The organism is Planococcus kocurii (assembly GCF_001465835.2).
Taxonomy (GTDB): domain Bacteria; phylum Bacillota; class Bacilli; order Bacillales_A; family Planococcaceae; genus Planococcus; species Planococcus kocurii.
In genome coordinates this window covers 3,441,980-3,456,123 of sequence record NZ_CP013661.2, presented here as the reverse complement: position 1 = coordinate 3,456,123, position 14,144 = coordinate 3,441,980, and the positions used below count along the sequence as shown (strand labels likewise).

Sequence of the window (14,144 nt, the reverse complement as noted above, 5' to 3'; positions counted from 1 at the left end):
CAGCCTCCCACTACTCGTAGTGGAAGGCTGTTTTTTTAGAGTTTTACTCTTCTGTACATCTGATTTAACATCGTTTATATTAAGAAAAGGTGATGAAAATGAAAGCGACATTTTATGTTCAGGATAAACAACTTGTTTCAGGCATGACGGTAAAAGACCTGACCGAACCTGAAAGCAATAACATGGCATTACATGCTTGTGAAAACACACAAACAATAATTGATAACCGACAAAAATTAGCCGATTTTCTAGCGGTACCTCTGACTAGTTTTATTTGTGCACAACAAACGCACAGCGCCAATTTCCGTCGCGTATCACAAAAAGATAAGGGGCGTGGAGCATACGATGCAGAAGATGCTTTTTCTGATACGGACGCTCTTTATACATTTGATACGGGCATCGTATTGTGCAGTTTCGCAGCTGACTGCGTTCCTGTAATTATTCAGGATAGAAAAGCCGGTTTGATTGGTGTTGTTCATTCTGGTTGGCAAGGTACCATCAAAGAAATTACATTCAAATTGCTTCACCAATTAATTGAGGTTGAACAATGCGATCCTGCTAACTTGGAAATTCAAATTGGTGCAGCTATTAGTCAACAACAATTCGAGGTCGATCGAGACGTCTATTTAAAGTTCGAAGCTCTTAGCTACGCAAGTAATTTTATGTATGTTAACGAAGATACGAAAAAATACCATATCGACAATCAAGCCATAGTCAAAAAACAATGCGAACTAGCAGGCGTTTCTCCCAAAAATATTCACGTGGATAAAACTTGTACGTTTTTAGAACCGACTGGATTTTCCTATCGACAAGATCGAAGGAGTGGCAGACATTTGATTTTTGTGATGAGGAACTGACCGGATACGTATTAAGAAAGCTCTAAAAAAGACGTGTCTTTCTGGAAAATAAAGATTTTTCTCGCCTTTTCTATAGCTGCATTAACGACTACAGAATCCCTTTCAAAATACTGCTTTTTAGTTGATTAGTTATTACGTTGTTAAAGATGTCCCCCTTTAGATACCCCAGCGGATTAACAAAGAAATTAGGAAGCCAATTGACACCAAGGCAATGAAAAAGTAGGACACAGGAACGTAGCTTTCTGTATGCTCACGAATTTGTGAAACGATGGCTGGCGCAATAATGTGACCAAGTCGTCAATAAATAACCGTGAATTGCTCCTAATTTTTTTGTACCAAAAGGTTGCCAACAAACGCTGGTAAGTTTGAAAATCCACCCCCGTAGCAGCTAACAATGACCCAAATTAAATCCTGTAAAATTAATACATTGGTGATGCATGAAATCGTACCGGTCAGAAAAACTTGCCACCAAACGTTGATTTTTACTCGACATTGGTTTACCGTAGCTTGAACATCGAACACGATTTGTTCACACCGATTTTTGCTGAGTCACGTACATCGGTTTACCCAAAGTAAACATAAAAAGGCGCTTCCTGTAAATACTCAGGAAACGCCTTTTTTGCAATCGGCATCATTTTATCCACCGATATAAGACATGCCGATTTTGTTACGGTTTTTAGCTGTCAGTTCAGTTCGTTCATCTGAATAACGGTCGTCTCTACGTTCCCAAACAGCAGAGATTTTCTCCAATAACTCTTCGTCACTCAAACCATTTCGAAGCAGTTCACGAATATCGAAATGCCCTGTGGCGAACAAGCATGTATAGAACTTGCCATCTGAAGACAAACGAGCACGCGTACAAGATGAGCAGAAGGATTCTGACACCGATGTGATAAATCCTACTTGTGCCTCTCCTTCTTCAAAACGATAGCGTTTTGCTACTTCTCCGTAATAATCTTTGTCGACGGGTTCTAGGTTGTAGACTGTTTGCAACTTTTCAAGAATCTGCTTTTTGGTGACAACTTTTTTAAAGCTCCAGCCATTATCATTGCCAACATCCATAAACTCAATAAACCTTAGGGTAATGCCGCGTTCTTTGAAATAAGCTGTCATCGGCAATATTTCTTGCTCATTGACATCTTTTTGGACGACCATATTGACTTTGATTTCAAATCCAACTTGTTGCGCAAAATCGATTTGTTTTAAGATGTGCGATGGATCAATGCCCCTACCATTCAGCTTTCCAAACAACTCCGAATCTAGTGCATCTAAACTAATATTCAGCCGGCGAAGTCCAGCATCGTATAGCGCCTGTGCTTGATTGCCAAGAAGCAAACCATTTGTTGTCAGTCCAATGTCCTCTACCCCCTCAACCGAAAGGATTTTCTCAACCAATTCTGGCAATCCTCTGCGCATTAAAGGTTCGCCACCTGTTAACCGAATCTTTTTAACGCCCATTGCTACAAAAACCTTAGTCAATCGATGTATTTCTTCAAATGTCAACAATTCCTGCTTCGGTAAAAATGCATAATCATCGCCAAATACTTCTTTAGGCATGCAATACGAACAACGGAAATTGCAGCGGTCGGTGACTGAAATCCGCAAATCCCGTATTGGACGTTGAAAATAGTCCTGTACTGGTTTAATGGCCATTACGCCACCTCCTTTTTAGTCGTCAGGTTGATTCACGTTGCGAAAAACAAGTTGATCTTTATGGATTTCTGACGAGTTTATCCACTGAGTGGTCACTTTTTCCATAAATTTCATCACACGTAATTGACCAGTTTCTAATTCTTTTTGTAGCGGTTCTTGTACACAGATATCCCAAACACTGAACAAAGGAATTTTTTCAGTGGTGTTCCATACAGCTGATATATCTGAAGAATCTTCGGTTAAAGCTAGAAGCTTTGCTGTTTCAGCTGGACCGACAAACGGCATATCACAAGGCAGCACCAAATAGTTATCCGCTTGCATATGGTTCATCCCCGAGAAAATTCCAGCAAGGGGGCCTTGTCCGGCAATCCAGTCTAGATCTGTGATGACATCATACTTAGAAGGGAAACGAGTGATTAACTCGGGCCTAGAAATAATGACTACATGGTCACAGACATTCGTTAATGCTTTATAAGCGTGCTCGTAAAAAGGTATTCCTGCTAACTCAGCAAACGCTTTTGGCGAACCAAAACGGCGCGACAGTCCACCTGCAAGCAAGATTCCGACAGTTGACTTCATCCTCCGCTAACGGGTGGAATAAAAGCCACGACGTCCCCTCTTTCTAAGACATCCGTCGGCAACGCGTATTCTTCATTGACAGCTAAACGAGTTGCACCCGACAGAAAATCCGGATATTTTGTCGTTGCCCACTGCCATAAATCGTCAACGGTCTGTCCGGCCATATCGACTTGTTCTTCAGAAACTCCGGTCTGTTCTTTGAGTCCTGCAAAGTAACATAAGGTGATCATGCTAATCCTCCTTCTGGTTTCTTCTTTTGATCGCCAATCCACTCTTCCCCGTCTTCCCAAATTTCTTTTTTCCAAATGGGGACGATTTCCTTAATCCGTTCTATCGCGTATTCATTTGCTTCGTAAGCTGTTTTTCGGTGAGGAGACGAAACTGCGATGACAACTGCGATATCGCTAATTTGCAGCTCGCCAATGCGGTGCGCAATGGCGACTTGTGTTCCTTCCCAGCGCCGTTCAATTTCTTCACCAATTTGCGCCAGTTTTTTCTCAGCCATCGGTACATAGGCTTCGTATGATAAATGCAGTGTCCGCACGCCTTTTGTCCATTCACGAACATGTCCCGTAAACAAAGTGACTGCTCCCGCTTCCGGCCGTAATACAAAATCTGCGTAAATTTGAGGATTAATTGCTTCTGTTACGATTTCAAACGCCTTCATTCCTGTCACCATCCATCCAGTTAGTAAACCACTCACGTAATTGCTTACTGTCATTCTGCAGAATCACAGGGATATTGTCCAGTTCGATCACTTCTTGTGTGATTACTAAAGAGATGTGTTGCAAGCTTTGAAGTTGTAACCATTCGTCTGCTGACCGCAGCAAAACAACTTTTTCAAACCTTGCTTCTTTAAAGCCCTCGATGAAAATATAGTCTGGATGCCCCAAAGAAGTGAGGACAATCAACTCGTCGAGCGTCGCTTGTTCTTTTCGTTGATGTAGCTGAATGACGCCTCCGCCGTAAACAACCGAGCTGTTTGCTCCCTCAGTAAAAAAGCGCATACTGTCTGTCTCAGTTTGTGGCATGTCAAGTTCACCGTCGTGACCATGACGTTTAATTGTTGAAACTGATTTGCCTTTATCGTTTGCTTGTTTCAATAAATCCAAAACCAAGGTCGTTTTGCCGCTATTTTTAAAGCCGACCACTTGTAACACTTTCACAGTTTCCACTTGTCTGACCCTTCCTCCATACCGAGAAGCAGTACATCTACCAAATCACCTGACTGGTAGCCACGCGTGCCACCTGGCAAAACAATTAATGCATTGCCTCGCGCGATGGATGATACGGCATTGGATTTATTGAATCCAGCTGGCGACACAGTTTCGCCATTATATAGAGCACGAACAAAACGAGTAAACGGATTGGCTTTGGTGAAATCTTCACCTAGTCGCGCTGTCGTATGCGGCAAGTATGGTTTACTGGCACTCATCATTTTTAAAAGTGCAGGTCGAACAAATAATTCAAATCCTGTAAAGCATGCAGATGGATTACCTGATAAACCAAACAAGTACCGACCGTTCGCTACAGCTACCGTTGTTACACTGCCTGGTCTCATCGCTACTTTATTGAACAATACCTCGGCTCCTAGTCGTTCATAAATTGCCGGTAAAAAATCGAAGTCACCGACAGAAACGCCACCTGTCGTAATCAGGCAATCCGTTTCTGTTGCCGCTTTTTTGACCACTTCGTAACTCTCATCTAGTTGATCAATTGATATTCCGTACATTTTACAGCGTATGCCCATTCGCTTTAGTTGTGCCACAATCATTGGCCCATTACTGTTTCGTATTTTGCCAGGCTCTAGTTCCTCATTGACTGCCAACAACTCAGTTCCAGTTGATAGAATGCCAACAATCGGTTGTTTGGCTACTAAAACTTGCGAGTAGCCGAAAGTCGCCAAAAGTGCAATGGTTCCTGGATTAATATAACTCCCACTGTTAATGACAACTTCGTTTTTCCGAAGATCTTCTCCTTGCAAAGATACATTTTCCAATGCTTTAAACGGCTTGCGAATCGTTATACTTTCTTCTGTTTCGACTGATTGTTCAAACATGACGACCGCATCAGCCCCTTCTGGAAGCTGTGCGCCTGTCATAATGCGAATCGCCATAAAAGCTGCTAATTTTTTTGTTGATACTTCTCCCGCGCCAATATGATCAATTACCTTAAATGCGATGCGATTGTCACCTGTTGCTCCCACAGAGTCCACGGAACGAATAGCAAAACCGTCATAAGGAGACCGGTCGAAAGGTGGCACATCGCTAGAAGCAATAATTGGTTCTGCCAAAATGCGGCCGAAGCTTTCTTCGAGTTCTACTTTTTCAGTTCCTAGTGACAAAGCGCATTCTAATACCCGCTCAACCGCATTTATTACAGGAAGAGGCGTTCGTTTTTCAACCATCATTGTTCAGCTCCTCAATCTTTTAGGATAATCAAAATTCCGTTTTTTATTTCACTATGTATATCTTGCTCTATTCGCCAAGTCTTTTGTCGTTTCAAGTGTGGTCTATGTCGTATTAAACTTATACAAAGTAGGGATTGCTGTCAAATTGGACTTTTGATACAAAAGGAAAAACCTTGAAAATAATTACTTTCAAGGTTTTCCAAAAATGATCATCACCTATTACTAATTAGCGGAAACGAAGTTAGACAATTCCTATTAATCACTAACCACTTCAGTATTTCCGGATACCGCCATTTCTTTGTTTTTAGTCTGAAGTCTCCGAATATCGAGACGAATAACTAATGAAATAACCAGCGCTACAATAAATAGACCGGCAAAGAATAACAGACTGCTTTCATAACTGCCCGTTTTATCTTTCATGAACGCTGCAAACAACGGACCGGCAAGTCCAGCTGCTGCCCATGCTGTTAAAATATAACCGTGAATTGCTCCCAGCTGTTTGGTACCAAAGATATCAGCAATATAAGCCGGTATCGAAGCAAATCCTCCGCCGTAACACGTGTAGATAATCGCTAACATGATTTGGAAAAATATTGCATTTGTCGTAAAGGGTAAGAAAGCAAACAATGCAATTTGAATGACGAAAAATGCAGTATAAGTATTCGGACGTCCAATATAATCGGAAATTGTAGCCCATCCAAGACGACCAAGACCGTTAAAGATTCCAAGTACACCTACTAAAGCTGCAGCTTGAACTGTTGTCATACCAATACTGTCAATTGCCATCGGTTTTGCAGCCGATAAAATCGCAATTCCGCAGGTGACGTTTATAAACAACATAACCCATAAATAGTAAAACCGTTTTGTTTTGACAGCTTCGTTCGCAGTCAGCTGAGACAAATCTGTCTTCCGTTCGATTTTACCACTGTTAACTTTTTCTTCAAAGCCAGCTGGTGACCATCCTTCTTGCGGCTTTTCAAGGTATAGAGAAGATAGCACCATAATAATTAGATACGCAGCACCTAATGTATAAAAAGTTTGCTCGACTCCGACAGTTGTGATCAACTTTTCCATAATCGGACTGCTGATTGCTGCTGCAAAACCAAAGCCCATAATCGCTAAGCCCGTTGCAAGACCACGACGGTCAGGAAACCATTTTACCAATGTCGAAACGGGTGCAATATAGCCGATTCCAAGACCAATTCCACCGAGTGCTCCATAAAATACATAAAGCATTGGTAAAGAGGAAGCGCTTACAGCGAAACCTGAACCAATAATACCGGTGCCAAAGAAAAGTGCAGCGACAAGTCCAGCTTTTCTCGGTCCGTATTTCTCAACAAAACTACCAAAAAAGGCGGCGGATAATCCTAAGAACAAAATCGCAATGCTAAACGTCAATTGCACTTGACTGGTCGTCCATCCAAACTGGTCAATCAGCGGGTTTGTAAAATTGCTCCACGCATAAACAGAGCCAATCGAAATATGTATCCCTACTGCGGATAATGCAATCAACCATCTGTTTTTCGGCTTCTTTTTCATTTTTTTGACCTCCTGATAAAATTGATATTCCCTATATAAAATGATTTCCCAAAAGCCAAACCATCAATTTTTCCTGTGCCAAGCTTGGAGATTCAAACAATAGACCGATCGTTGAATAATCTTATTATTTCTTGTTGTCAATTTGCAAATAATGAGACGATTAGAATCATAGCACCGTTCTTTTTATTTGTCACCCCATTTTTTTACAGGTATTGCCGTCGCTTTGTCGCTGACAATTCGCTCGGGATGTGTGTACAAGTTAAACGAGTTACCGCGAATAAACCCTACTGCTGTTATGCCTAAGTCGTCTGCGAGTGTTAAGGCTAGTTCTGTCGGAGCAGATTTCGACAGTACGATTTCACAGCCAATTTTTGCTACCTTTAGTAAAATTTCAGAAGAAATACGTCCGCTAAAAACGATTACTTTATCACGCACGTCTATGTGATTCATCAAACAATAGCCATATATTTTGTCGAGCGCATTGTGTCTGCCAATGTCCATTCGCGAAACAATTATGCCATTCGCATCACAGAGAGCTGCATTATGAACTCCGCCTGTTTGTTTGAACATTTCAGCTGTGTCGCCCATATCCGTCATCAGCTGAAAACAATTTTCTGGTGTCAAAGTTACACGCACTTCTGTCATTTTCTTTGCAATCATGGCATCGTGAGCAAAAACGAAGCCTTGACGGCTCATGCCACAGCAAGAACTAATAAACCGCTTGTTCTGCAACTGCTCGAAAAATGGATAAACTTTTTCAGCTGTAATATTAACGGTTCCCGTTTTTTCATCCACTCGAATGTCTTGAATGGCTTGGTAATTTGGAATAATTCGTTCAGAAACTAAAAATCCGATAGCCATTTCTTCCATGTGTGCAGGTGAACAAACAATTGTGATAAATTCTTTGCCATTGATTTTGATGGTTGCAGGTTGTTCAATCACAACACGATCTTCTTTTTCGGTAAATGCTCCTTTTTCATAGCGCATAATTTTCCGTGTTTTATCTTGTTTCATCTGGCTTGCCTCCCGCGGTACCTTTTTGGTCAATCGGACGGTCGAAAAGAAAAACAGATACGGCAATATCGTCTTCAATTTTAATATCTGAAAACAGATGGACGAATTTTGCGCCGACCAACTCTTCCATCCCTTCTGGTGCAGCAGAATCGTAAACACTTTGGATCATACGAGTACGCGCAGCATGAACCATTTCTTTTCCTTCCGCTGTTCTCGCTATGAATTGTTCTGACGGACTCAAGTTGCCATATAAAGTAGCAATCGCCATATCGTTGACGAAAATCGTTTGGATACGCTCAGGTCCTTTACCGAACAAATTTTTTCGTAGTTTTCGAATAATGTCATTAAACTCGTGAATTTGTCTGGTCATACCTATCTTCTCCTCAATTTACTAATTATTTGCTGACTATTTGATATTTTAGTTGTGTAACATATTTTTACTGTTTATAATAATAGCATATGTTGGCGTCACCGTAAGTTATTGCGGTAACGCTTTCACTCTACCTATACGCTTGGATTGGTCATTTAACAAGTCCTGTTAAGACACTATTCCACTATGAAACAGAGGCACTTGTCAAGTGTGTTCTTCATAGTGGATTTTTTTATTCAAAAAAGGAGGTTTTGGCATGTCCATCAAGATTAACGGTTCACCTACCGAGTTCGAACAAGGAAAAACCATTCTACAGGTGCTCAATGAACAGAAAATTCTTCATCCTCAGATTTGCTATATGCCCGAAGTTGATCCAATACAAACATGCGACACGTGCATCGTCGAAGTCGATGGACAACTCGTTCGCTCTTGTGCAACTCCTGCTACTGCTGGTATGGAAGTCTTACTCGCTTCACCGCGTGCTAAAGAAGCGCAAACCGAAGCAATGGATCGAATTTTAGAAAACCATTTGCTTTACTGTACTGTTTGCGATAATAACAACGGTAACTGCAAAGTCCACAATACAGTTGACTTAATGGAAATCGAACATCAAAAATATCCGTTTGAACCAAAATGCTCGGTTGACGAAGTTGACTTAACGAATCCATTTTATCGCTACGACCCGAATCAGTGTATTGCTTGCGGACAGTGCGTAGAAGTGTGTCAGAATTTACAAGTTAACGAAACCTTGACGATGGACTGGTCACGTGATCGCCCTATCGTTTTATGGGACGGCGGTGCAAAGATCAACGACTCTTCTTGCGTGAGTTGTGGTCAATGTGTAACAGCTTGTCCGTGTAATGCGCTAATGGAAACCTCCATGCTCGGTGAAGCAGGTTTTATGACCGCAATTCCTGAAAAAATTCTAAACCCAATGATTGATTTAGTAAAAGATGTCGAGCCAGGTTATAGCGGTATTTTAGCTATTTCAGATGCTGAAGCGAAGATGCGTGAAACACGCACGAAAAAAACCAAAACAGTTTGTACGTTCTGTGGCGTTGGTTGCTCATTTGAAGTTTGGACAAAAGATCGTGAAATCCTAAAAATCCAACCGGTTTCGGAAGCACCTGCAAACCAAATCTCCACTTGTGTTAAAGGCAAGTTTGGTTGGGATTTTGTCAACAGTGAAGAACGCATCACAACTCCTTTAATCCGTAAAAATGGTGAGTTTGTCGAAGCTAGCTGGGAAGAAGCGCTTGACCTAGTAGCATCAAAATTCAAAACAATCAAAGAAGAGAATGGCAAAGATTCTATCGGGGTTATTTCTTCTTCGAAAATTACCAATGAAGACAATTATGTCATTCAGAAACTAAGTCGCCAAGTGTTTGAAACTAATAACGTCGACAACTGCTCGCGTTATTGCCAGTCCCCTGCGACAGACGGTTTGTTCCGCACAGTCGGGATGGGCGGAGACGCCGGTACGATTAAAGACATTGGTAACGCTGGACTCGTCATCATTGTTGGTGCTAACCCAGCAGAAGGTCACCCAGTCTTAGCCACACGTGTAAAACGTGCGCATAAATTGCACGAACAAAAATTGATTGTCGCGGATATGCGCAAAAACGAAATGGCCGAACGCTCCGATCTTTTCATTACACCTAAACAAGGCACAGACCAAGTATGGTTAATGGCTGTAACGAAATACATGATTGATCAAGGCTGGCACGATCAGCAATTTGTAGATGAAAACGTCAATTATTTCAACGAATTTAAAGAAGTATTGGCTCAATACACATTAGAATATGCTGAAAAACGGAGTGGTGTTTCAAAAGAAACAATTATCCAAACAGCAGAAATGATTCGTGATGCTGACGGTACGTGTATTCTTTGGGGTATGGGCGTTACCCAAAACACAGGTGGCTCTGACACATCCGCTGCAATTTCTAACCTTTTGCTGGCAACAGGTAACTATCGCCGCCCAGGTGCTGGCGCTTATCCGCTTCGTGGTCATAACAACGTTCAAGGTGCTTGCGATATGGGCTCATTACCAGGTTGGTTACCAGGCTATCAGCACGTTACTGACGACAATGCGCGTCAAAAATTCGAACGAGCTTACGGTGTGAAAATTGATGATAAGCCAGGTATGGATAACATCCAAATGCTACAAGCAGTTGACGAAGGCATCATGAAGGCAATGTATGTAGTCGGTGAAGATATGGCTTTAGTTGACTCGAATGCCAATCACGTTGATGAAGTTTTAGCCAAACTCGACTTTTTCGTTGTGCAAGACATTTTCTTCTCTAGAACTGCACAATATGCAGATGTTATTTTGCCTGCGGCGCCGTCCCTTGAAAAAGACGGTACATTTACAAATACGGAGCGCCGTGTTCAGCGTTTATACAAAGCTCTTCCAGAACTAGGCCAATCAAAAGCCGATTGGTGGATTGTTCAAGAAATCGCAAACCGTCTAGGTGCAGGTTGGAACTATAGCCATCCGAGTGAAATTTTTGCTGAAATGGCGAGCTTGTCTCCCCTGTTCGCAAAAGCAGATTACACAAACATGGAAGGCTGGGACAGTTTCTTGTGGGGTAGCTTAGAAGGTGAAAGCACACCACTTCTATATGTCGATGGCTTTAACTTCCCTGATAAAAAAGCACGTTTTGCTTTATCTGATTGGGTTGAGCCGGTAGTATTCCCACAAGAATACGATTTACACATTAATAATGGTCGATTGTTGGAACATTTCCACGAAGGCAATATGACGGACAAATCTCGCGGTATTCTTTCTAAATTACCAGAAACATTTGTTGAAGTGTCTCCCGAATTGGCAAAAGAACGAGGACTTGAAGACGGTTCTACCGTTCGCTTGGTGTCTCCGTATGGTGCATTGAAATTACCAGTTATCGTAACGGGACGTGTAAAAGGAAACGAACTGTTCTTACCGATGAACTCGACGAAAAAAGAAACAGCGATTAATTTCTTGACAGGTCCTGCTGTTGATCAACGGACGAACACACCTGCTTATAAACAGACAAAAGTACGTATGGAAGTCTTGAAAGATCACGTTAAGAGTCCGTTACCAAAATCAAATCCGCGTGACAAAAAACGCACACCGCAATCCGGCATTGAAGTCGAGCGCAAATGGGCACGTGAAGGCTATGTGCATTTAACAGATCAACGATAGAAAGGTGATGGCCTATGGCAAGTCCAATAACACAGATTAAAAAAAGACAATGGACTCCTGAAGAAATTCGACAGCAGAAGCTTTACGAATTGGAATCATTGATTGCTGAACAAAATCAGGCACTCAATAAACTATTAGCAATCACTGGCGATTTAGATGATGCTGGCGTGTTAGATGCCGTCGTAGCGATGGTCAAGGCAAAAGAAGGCATTTCTGAGGTGGTAATGGGACAAGCAACTCGTGTACCCGTAACCAACCTCATCAATAACATGATGGGCGCAGCTGCTGCATTAACAGCGATTGAACCCGCATCTACGGAAAAGCTGGCTTCAAGTGTCGTTAATGGATTGAAAGAAGCCGAGTCGCAAAACCACAACGGCAAGAAACTGGGTGTGCTTCAAATGGTTAAGGCATTCAGAGATCCTGACATTAATCGCGCCATTAAGTTTGGACTCAATTTCCTGAAAGGGATGGGAAAAGGATTAGATCGCTAGTTTAACCAACATTCCGAATTTCCATATGCAGTTGCGGCTTTCTTTATAGCCGCAACTGTTTTTTATTGTGTAGAGTTTTTCGCAATGAGCTTGTCAAATCGCTTAATGTGAGGATCACGATTTTAACTAGATTTCCTCACTACCGAAAAATCAGTTTTTCTTTTATTATTTCAAAAGTTCTGGAACATTCTATTATATAGAAGGAACTGCAAAAAAATAGCCTGCACACTCTTCTTGAAACGATTAATTCCAACTTAGAATGATGTTTTTTTACTTTTGCAAACAAAGCTCATTATCCCACAAATAAACTATGCTTTTGCGCAAACAACCACTGTAGTTCTGCAAGCAAACGTTGGAATTGTACAAACAAACTCCCCTATCCTGCAAACAAACTCAATTTCCCAGAGTGGAAGGCTAAAAAACAACTCCTCAGCTGACCTATAGTAAGAGTTACCGCCTATCAATCTTCAATACGCTAGATGCTTCTTTTTTGGCCGTTTTATTCATACAGCCTATAAGACAACAACCTAGTGTTCATCGCTTATTAACTGCTTTTGTCCTAAAATAATCGCTTTTATCGAATTTTGAAGACATCTGAAATCATCTGTTATATATTAATAAACAAGAAAACAAACTGTATTAATACAGTTTGTTAATTAATTCTTCAAATCAGAAAGGGATGGATGACATGGTCGCAAACAAACTTCAACAAATCGAGGAACTAAAAACTAGCTGGACAGAGGATAGCCGCTGGAATGGCATTGAACGCCCGTATTCGCCAGAGGAAGTTGTAAAACTTCGTGGATCTGTACAAATCGAGCACACATTAGCAAGAAAAGGTGCTGAGCGTTTATTCCGTTCGATTCATGAAGAGGATTTCGTCAACGCCTTAGGTGCTTTAACTGGTAATCAAGCAGTTCAGCAAGTAAAAGCAGGATTAAAAGCAATCTATTTGAGCGGCTGGCAAGTAGCAGCTGATGCTAACTCTGCAGGTCAGATGTATCCCGATCAAAGTTTATACCCGGTCAACTCCGTTCCTGATGTTGTGAAGAAAATTAACCAAGCACTTCAACGTGCCGATCAAATTGATGGCGTTGAAGGCGTTGAAGGATTTGACTGGTTTGCACCGATTGTAGCCGATGCGGAAGCTGGATTTGGTGGTCCACTAAACGTTTACGAACTGATGAAGGCGATGATTGAAGCTGGTGCATCTGGTGTTCATTTTGAAGATCAGTTGGCTTCTGAAAAGAAATGCGGTCATTTAGGCGGCAAAGTATTACTGCCAACTCAAAACGCGGTTCGAAATTTAGTTTCCGCTCGGTTAGCAGCAGACGTACTTGGTGTCCCTACATTAATTATCGCGCGCACAGATGCGGATGCGGCTGATTTGATCACTAGCGATATCGATCCACGTGACCATAAATTCATTACTGGCGAACGTACACCTGAAGGCTTCTACCGCACAAACCCAGGCATCGATCAAGCCATTGCTCGCGGCTTAGCTTACGCACCTTTTGCAGATCTTGTCTGGTGTGAAACGTCTCATCCAAACTTAGAAGAAGCACAACAGTTTGCCGATGCCATTCATGCGGAATTCCCAGGTAAATTGCTTGCTTACAATTGCTCGCCATCGTTTAACTGGAAAGCAAAACTCGATGAAGAAACAATTGCAAAGTTCCAAGTTGAACTCGGTAAAATGGGCTATAAATTCCAATTCGTTACACTAGCTGGTTTCCATTCATTAAACCATAGCATGTTCGAACTGGCTCACGACTATAAAGATCATGGCATGGCTGCCTACTCAAAACTGCAACAAGCGGAATTCGCCAACGAATCAAAAGGCTATACAGCAACTCGCCACCAGCGTGAAGTTGGCACTGGCTACTTTGATGAAATTTCCCAAATTGTTTCCGGCGGCACAAGCTCAACTACTGCAATGAAAGGTTCGACTGAAACAGCTCAATTCACAACAGCTAACTAACAAATTGTCATCCACTGATTAGCATCTCAACTGCCACGGCATTCAAAAAACAAACTATTGGAG

General features: G+C 41.8%; 13 protein-coding genes and 1 pseudogene. 5 read left to right on the top strand and 9 right to left on the bottom strand.

Annotated elements, in window-relative coordinates:
- Positions 1–98 precede the first annotated feature (98 nt).
- Together pgeF and AUO94_RS17160 are read left to right on the top strand one after the other, a co-directional pair.
- Positions 99–857 (top strand): peptidoglycan editing factor PgeF, encoded by a 759-nt coding sequence (gene pgeF, locus AUO94_RS16855; RefSeq protein ID WP_058385326.1) that lies wholly within the window; start codon positions 99–101, stop codon positions 855–857.
- 447 nt (positions 858–1,304) lie between these two features.
- Positions 1,305–1,418 (top strand): annotated as a pseudogene (locus AUO94_RS17160) (citrate/2-methylcitrate synthase); the annotation flags it as partial.
- 75 nt (positions 1,419–1,493) lie between these two features.
- Here the strand turns inward: AUO94_RS17160 and moaA are convergent.
- The 9 genes from moaA to AUO94_RS16810 form a co-directional block, all read right to left on the bottom strand.
- On the bottom strand, positions 1,494–2,510 hold the full coding sequence (gene moaA, locus AUO94_RS16850) for a GTP 3',8-cyclase MoaA (RefSeq protein ID WP_058385325.1): 1,017 nt from the start codon (positions 2,508–2,510) through the stop codon (positions 1,494–1,496).
- Between the two features lie 15 nt (positions 2,511–2,525).
- Positions 2,526–3,089 carry a molybdenum cofactor guanylyltransferase gene (locus tag AUO94_RS16845; protein ID WP_058385324.1) on the bottom strand — a complete coding sequence of 188 codons (564 nt, stop codon included), beginning with the start codon at positions 3,087–3,089 and terminating at the stop codon, positions 2,526–2,528.
- Positions 3,086–3,319 (bottom strand): molybdopterin converting factor subunit 1, encoded by a 234-nt coding sequence (moaD, locus tag AUO94_RS16840; protein WP_058385323.1) that lies wholly within the window; start codon positions 3,317–3,319, stop codon positions 3,086–3,088. Before moaD ends, AUO94_RS16845 begins: the two co-directional genes overlap by 4 nt.
- Entirely contained in the window at positions 3,316–3,756 is a 441-nt protein-coding gene (locus AUO94_RS16835; RefSeq protein WP_058385322.1) for a molybdenum cofactor biosynthesis protein MoaE, read from the bottom strand. Before AUO94_RS16835 ends, moaD begins: the two co-directional genes overlap by 4 nt.
- A complete protein-coding gene (mobB, locus tag AUO94_RS16830; protein ID WP_058385321.1) occupies positions 3,743–4,264 on the bottom strand; it encodes a molybdopterin-guanine dinucleotide biosynthesis protein B in 522 nt (173 codons plus the stop codon). Before mobB ends, AUO94_RS16835 begins: the two co-directional genes overlap by 14 nt.
- Positions 4,252–5,496 (bottom strand): molybdopterin molybdotransferase MoeA, encoded by a 1,245-nt coding sequence (locus AUO94_RS16825; protein WP_058386895.1) that lies wholly within the window; start codon positions 5,494–5,496, stop codon positions 4,252–4,254. The genes mobB and AUO94_RS16825 overlap by 13 nt, the downstream gene beginning before the upstream one ends.
- A 258-nt stretch (positions 5,497–5,754) precedes the next feature.
- Positions 5,755–7,038, bottom strand: coding sequence for an L-lactate MFS transporter (locus AUO94_RS16820; protein WP_058385320.1), 1,284 nt, complete (start codon positions 7,036–7,038; stop codon positions 5,755–5,757).
- A 183-nt stretch (positions 7,039–7,221) separates the two neighbouring features.
- On the bottom strand, positions 7,222–8,052 hold the full coding sequence (fdhD, locus tag AUO94_RS16815; RefSeq protein WP_062429943.1) for a formate dehydrogenase accessory sulfurtransferase FdhD: 831 nt from the start codon (positions 8,050–8,052) through the stop codon (positions 7,222–7,224).
- Entirely contained in the window at positions 8,039–8,422 is a 384-nt protein-coding gene (locus AUO94_RS16810; protein ID WP_058385319.1) for a Na-translocating system protein MpsC family protein, read from the bottom strand. The genes fdhD and AUO94_RS16810 overlap by 14 nt, the downstream gene beginning before the upstream one ends.
- 256 nt (positions 8,423–8,678) lie before the next feature.
- Here AUO94_RS16810 and fdhF point away from each other — a divergent pair, with 256 nt between their 5' ends.
- The 3 genes from fdhF (at position 8,679) to aceA (ending at position 14,081) form a co-directional block, all read left to right on the top strand.
- Complete coding sequence (gene fdhF / locus AUO94_RS16805) at positions 8,679–11,606, top strand: formate dehydrogenase subunit alpha (protein ID WP_058385318.1); 2,928 nt, start codon at positions 8,679–8,681, stop codon at positions 11,604–11,606.
- A 14-nt stretch (positions 11,607–11,620) separates the two neighbouring features.
- Positions 11,621–12,100 (top strand): helical membrane plugin domain-containing protein, encoded by a 480-nt coding sequence (locus AUO94_RS16800; protein ID WP_058385317.1) that lies wholly within the window; start codon positions 11,621–11,623, stop codon positions 12,098–12,100.
- Between the two features lie 688 nt (positions 12,101–12,788).
- Positions 12,789–14,081, top strand: a complete 1,293-nt coding sequence (gene aceA, locus AUO94_RS16795) for an isocitrate lyase (RefSeq protein WP_058385316.1) — start codon at positions 12,789–12,791, stop codon at positions 14,079–14,081.
- Positions 14,082–14,144: the final 63 nt, after the last annotated feature.

What these genes read in the sequence shown, in the direction of transcription:
- AUO94_RS16825 (WP_058386895.1), bottom strand. Translation starts at nt 5,496, where the DNA reads ATGGTTGAAAAACGAACGCCTCTTCCTGTAATAAATGCGGTTGAGCGG.
- fdhF (WP_058385318.1), top strand. Translation starts at nt 8,679, where the DNA reads ATGTCCATCAAGATTAACGGTTCACCTACCGAGTTCGAACAAGGAAAA.
- AUO94_RS16800 (WP_058385317.1), top strand. Translation starts at nt 11,621, where the DNA reads ATGGCAAGTCCAATAACACAGATTAAAAAAAGACAATGGACTCCTGAA.
- AUO94_RS16845 (WP_058385324.1), bottom strand. Translation starts at nt 3,089, where the DNA reads ATGAAGTCAACTGTCGGAATCTTGCTTGCAGGTGGACTGTCGCGCCGT.
- moaA (WP_058385325.1), bottom strand. Translation starts at nt 2,510, where the DNA reads ATGGCCATTAAACCAGTACAGGACTATTTTCAACGTCCAATACGGGAT.
- moaD (WP_058385323.1), bottom strand. Translation starts at nt 3,319, where the DNA reads ATGATCACCTTATGTTACTTTGCAGGACTCAAAGAACAGACCGGAGTT.
- AUO94_RS16810 (WP_058385319.1), bottom strand. Translation starts at nt 8,422, where the DNA reads ATGACCAGACAAATTCACGAGTTTAATGACATTATTCGAAAACTACGA.
- fdhD (WP_062429943.1), bottom strand. Translation starts at nt 8,052, where the DNA reads ATGAAACAAGATAAAACACGGAAAATTATGCGCTATGAAAAAGGAGCA.
- AUO94_RS16820 (WP_058385320.1), bottom strand. Translation starts at nt 7,038, where the DNA reads ATGAAAAAGAAGCCGAAAAACAGATGGTTGATTGCATTATCCGCAGTA.
- aceA (WP_058385316.1), top strand. Translation starts at nt 12,789, where the DNA reads ATGGTCGCAAACAAACTTCAACAAATCGAGGAACTAAAAACTAGCTGG.
- AUO94_RS16835 (WP_058385322.1), bottom strand. Translation starts at nt 3,756, where the DNA reads ATGAAGGCGTTTGAAATCGTAACAGAAGCAATTAATCCTCAAATTTAC.
- pgeF (WP_058385326.1), top strand. Translation starts at nt 99, where the DNA reads ATGAAAGCGACATTTTATGTTCAGGATAAACAACTTGTTTCAGGCATG.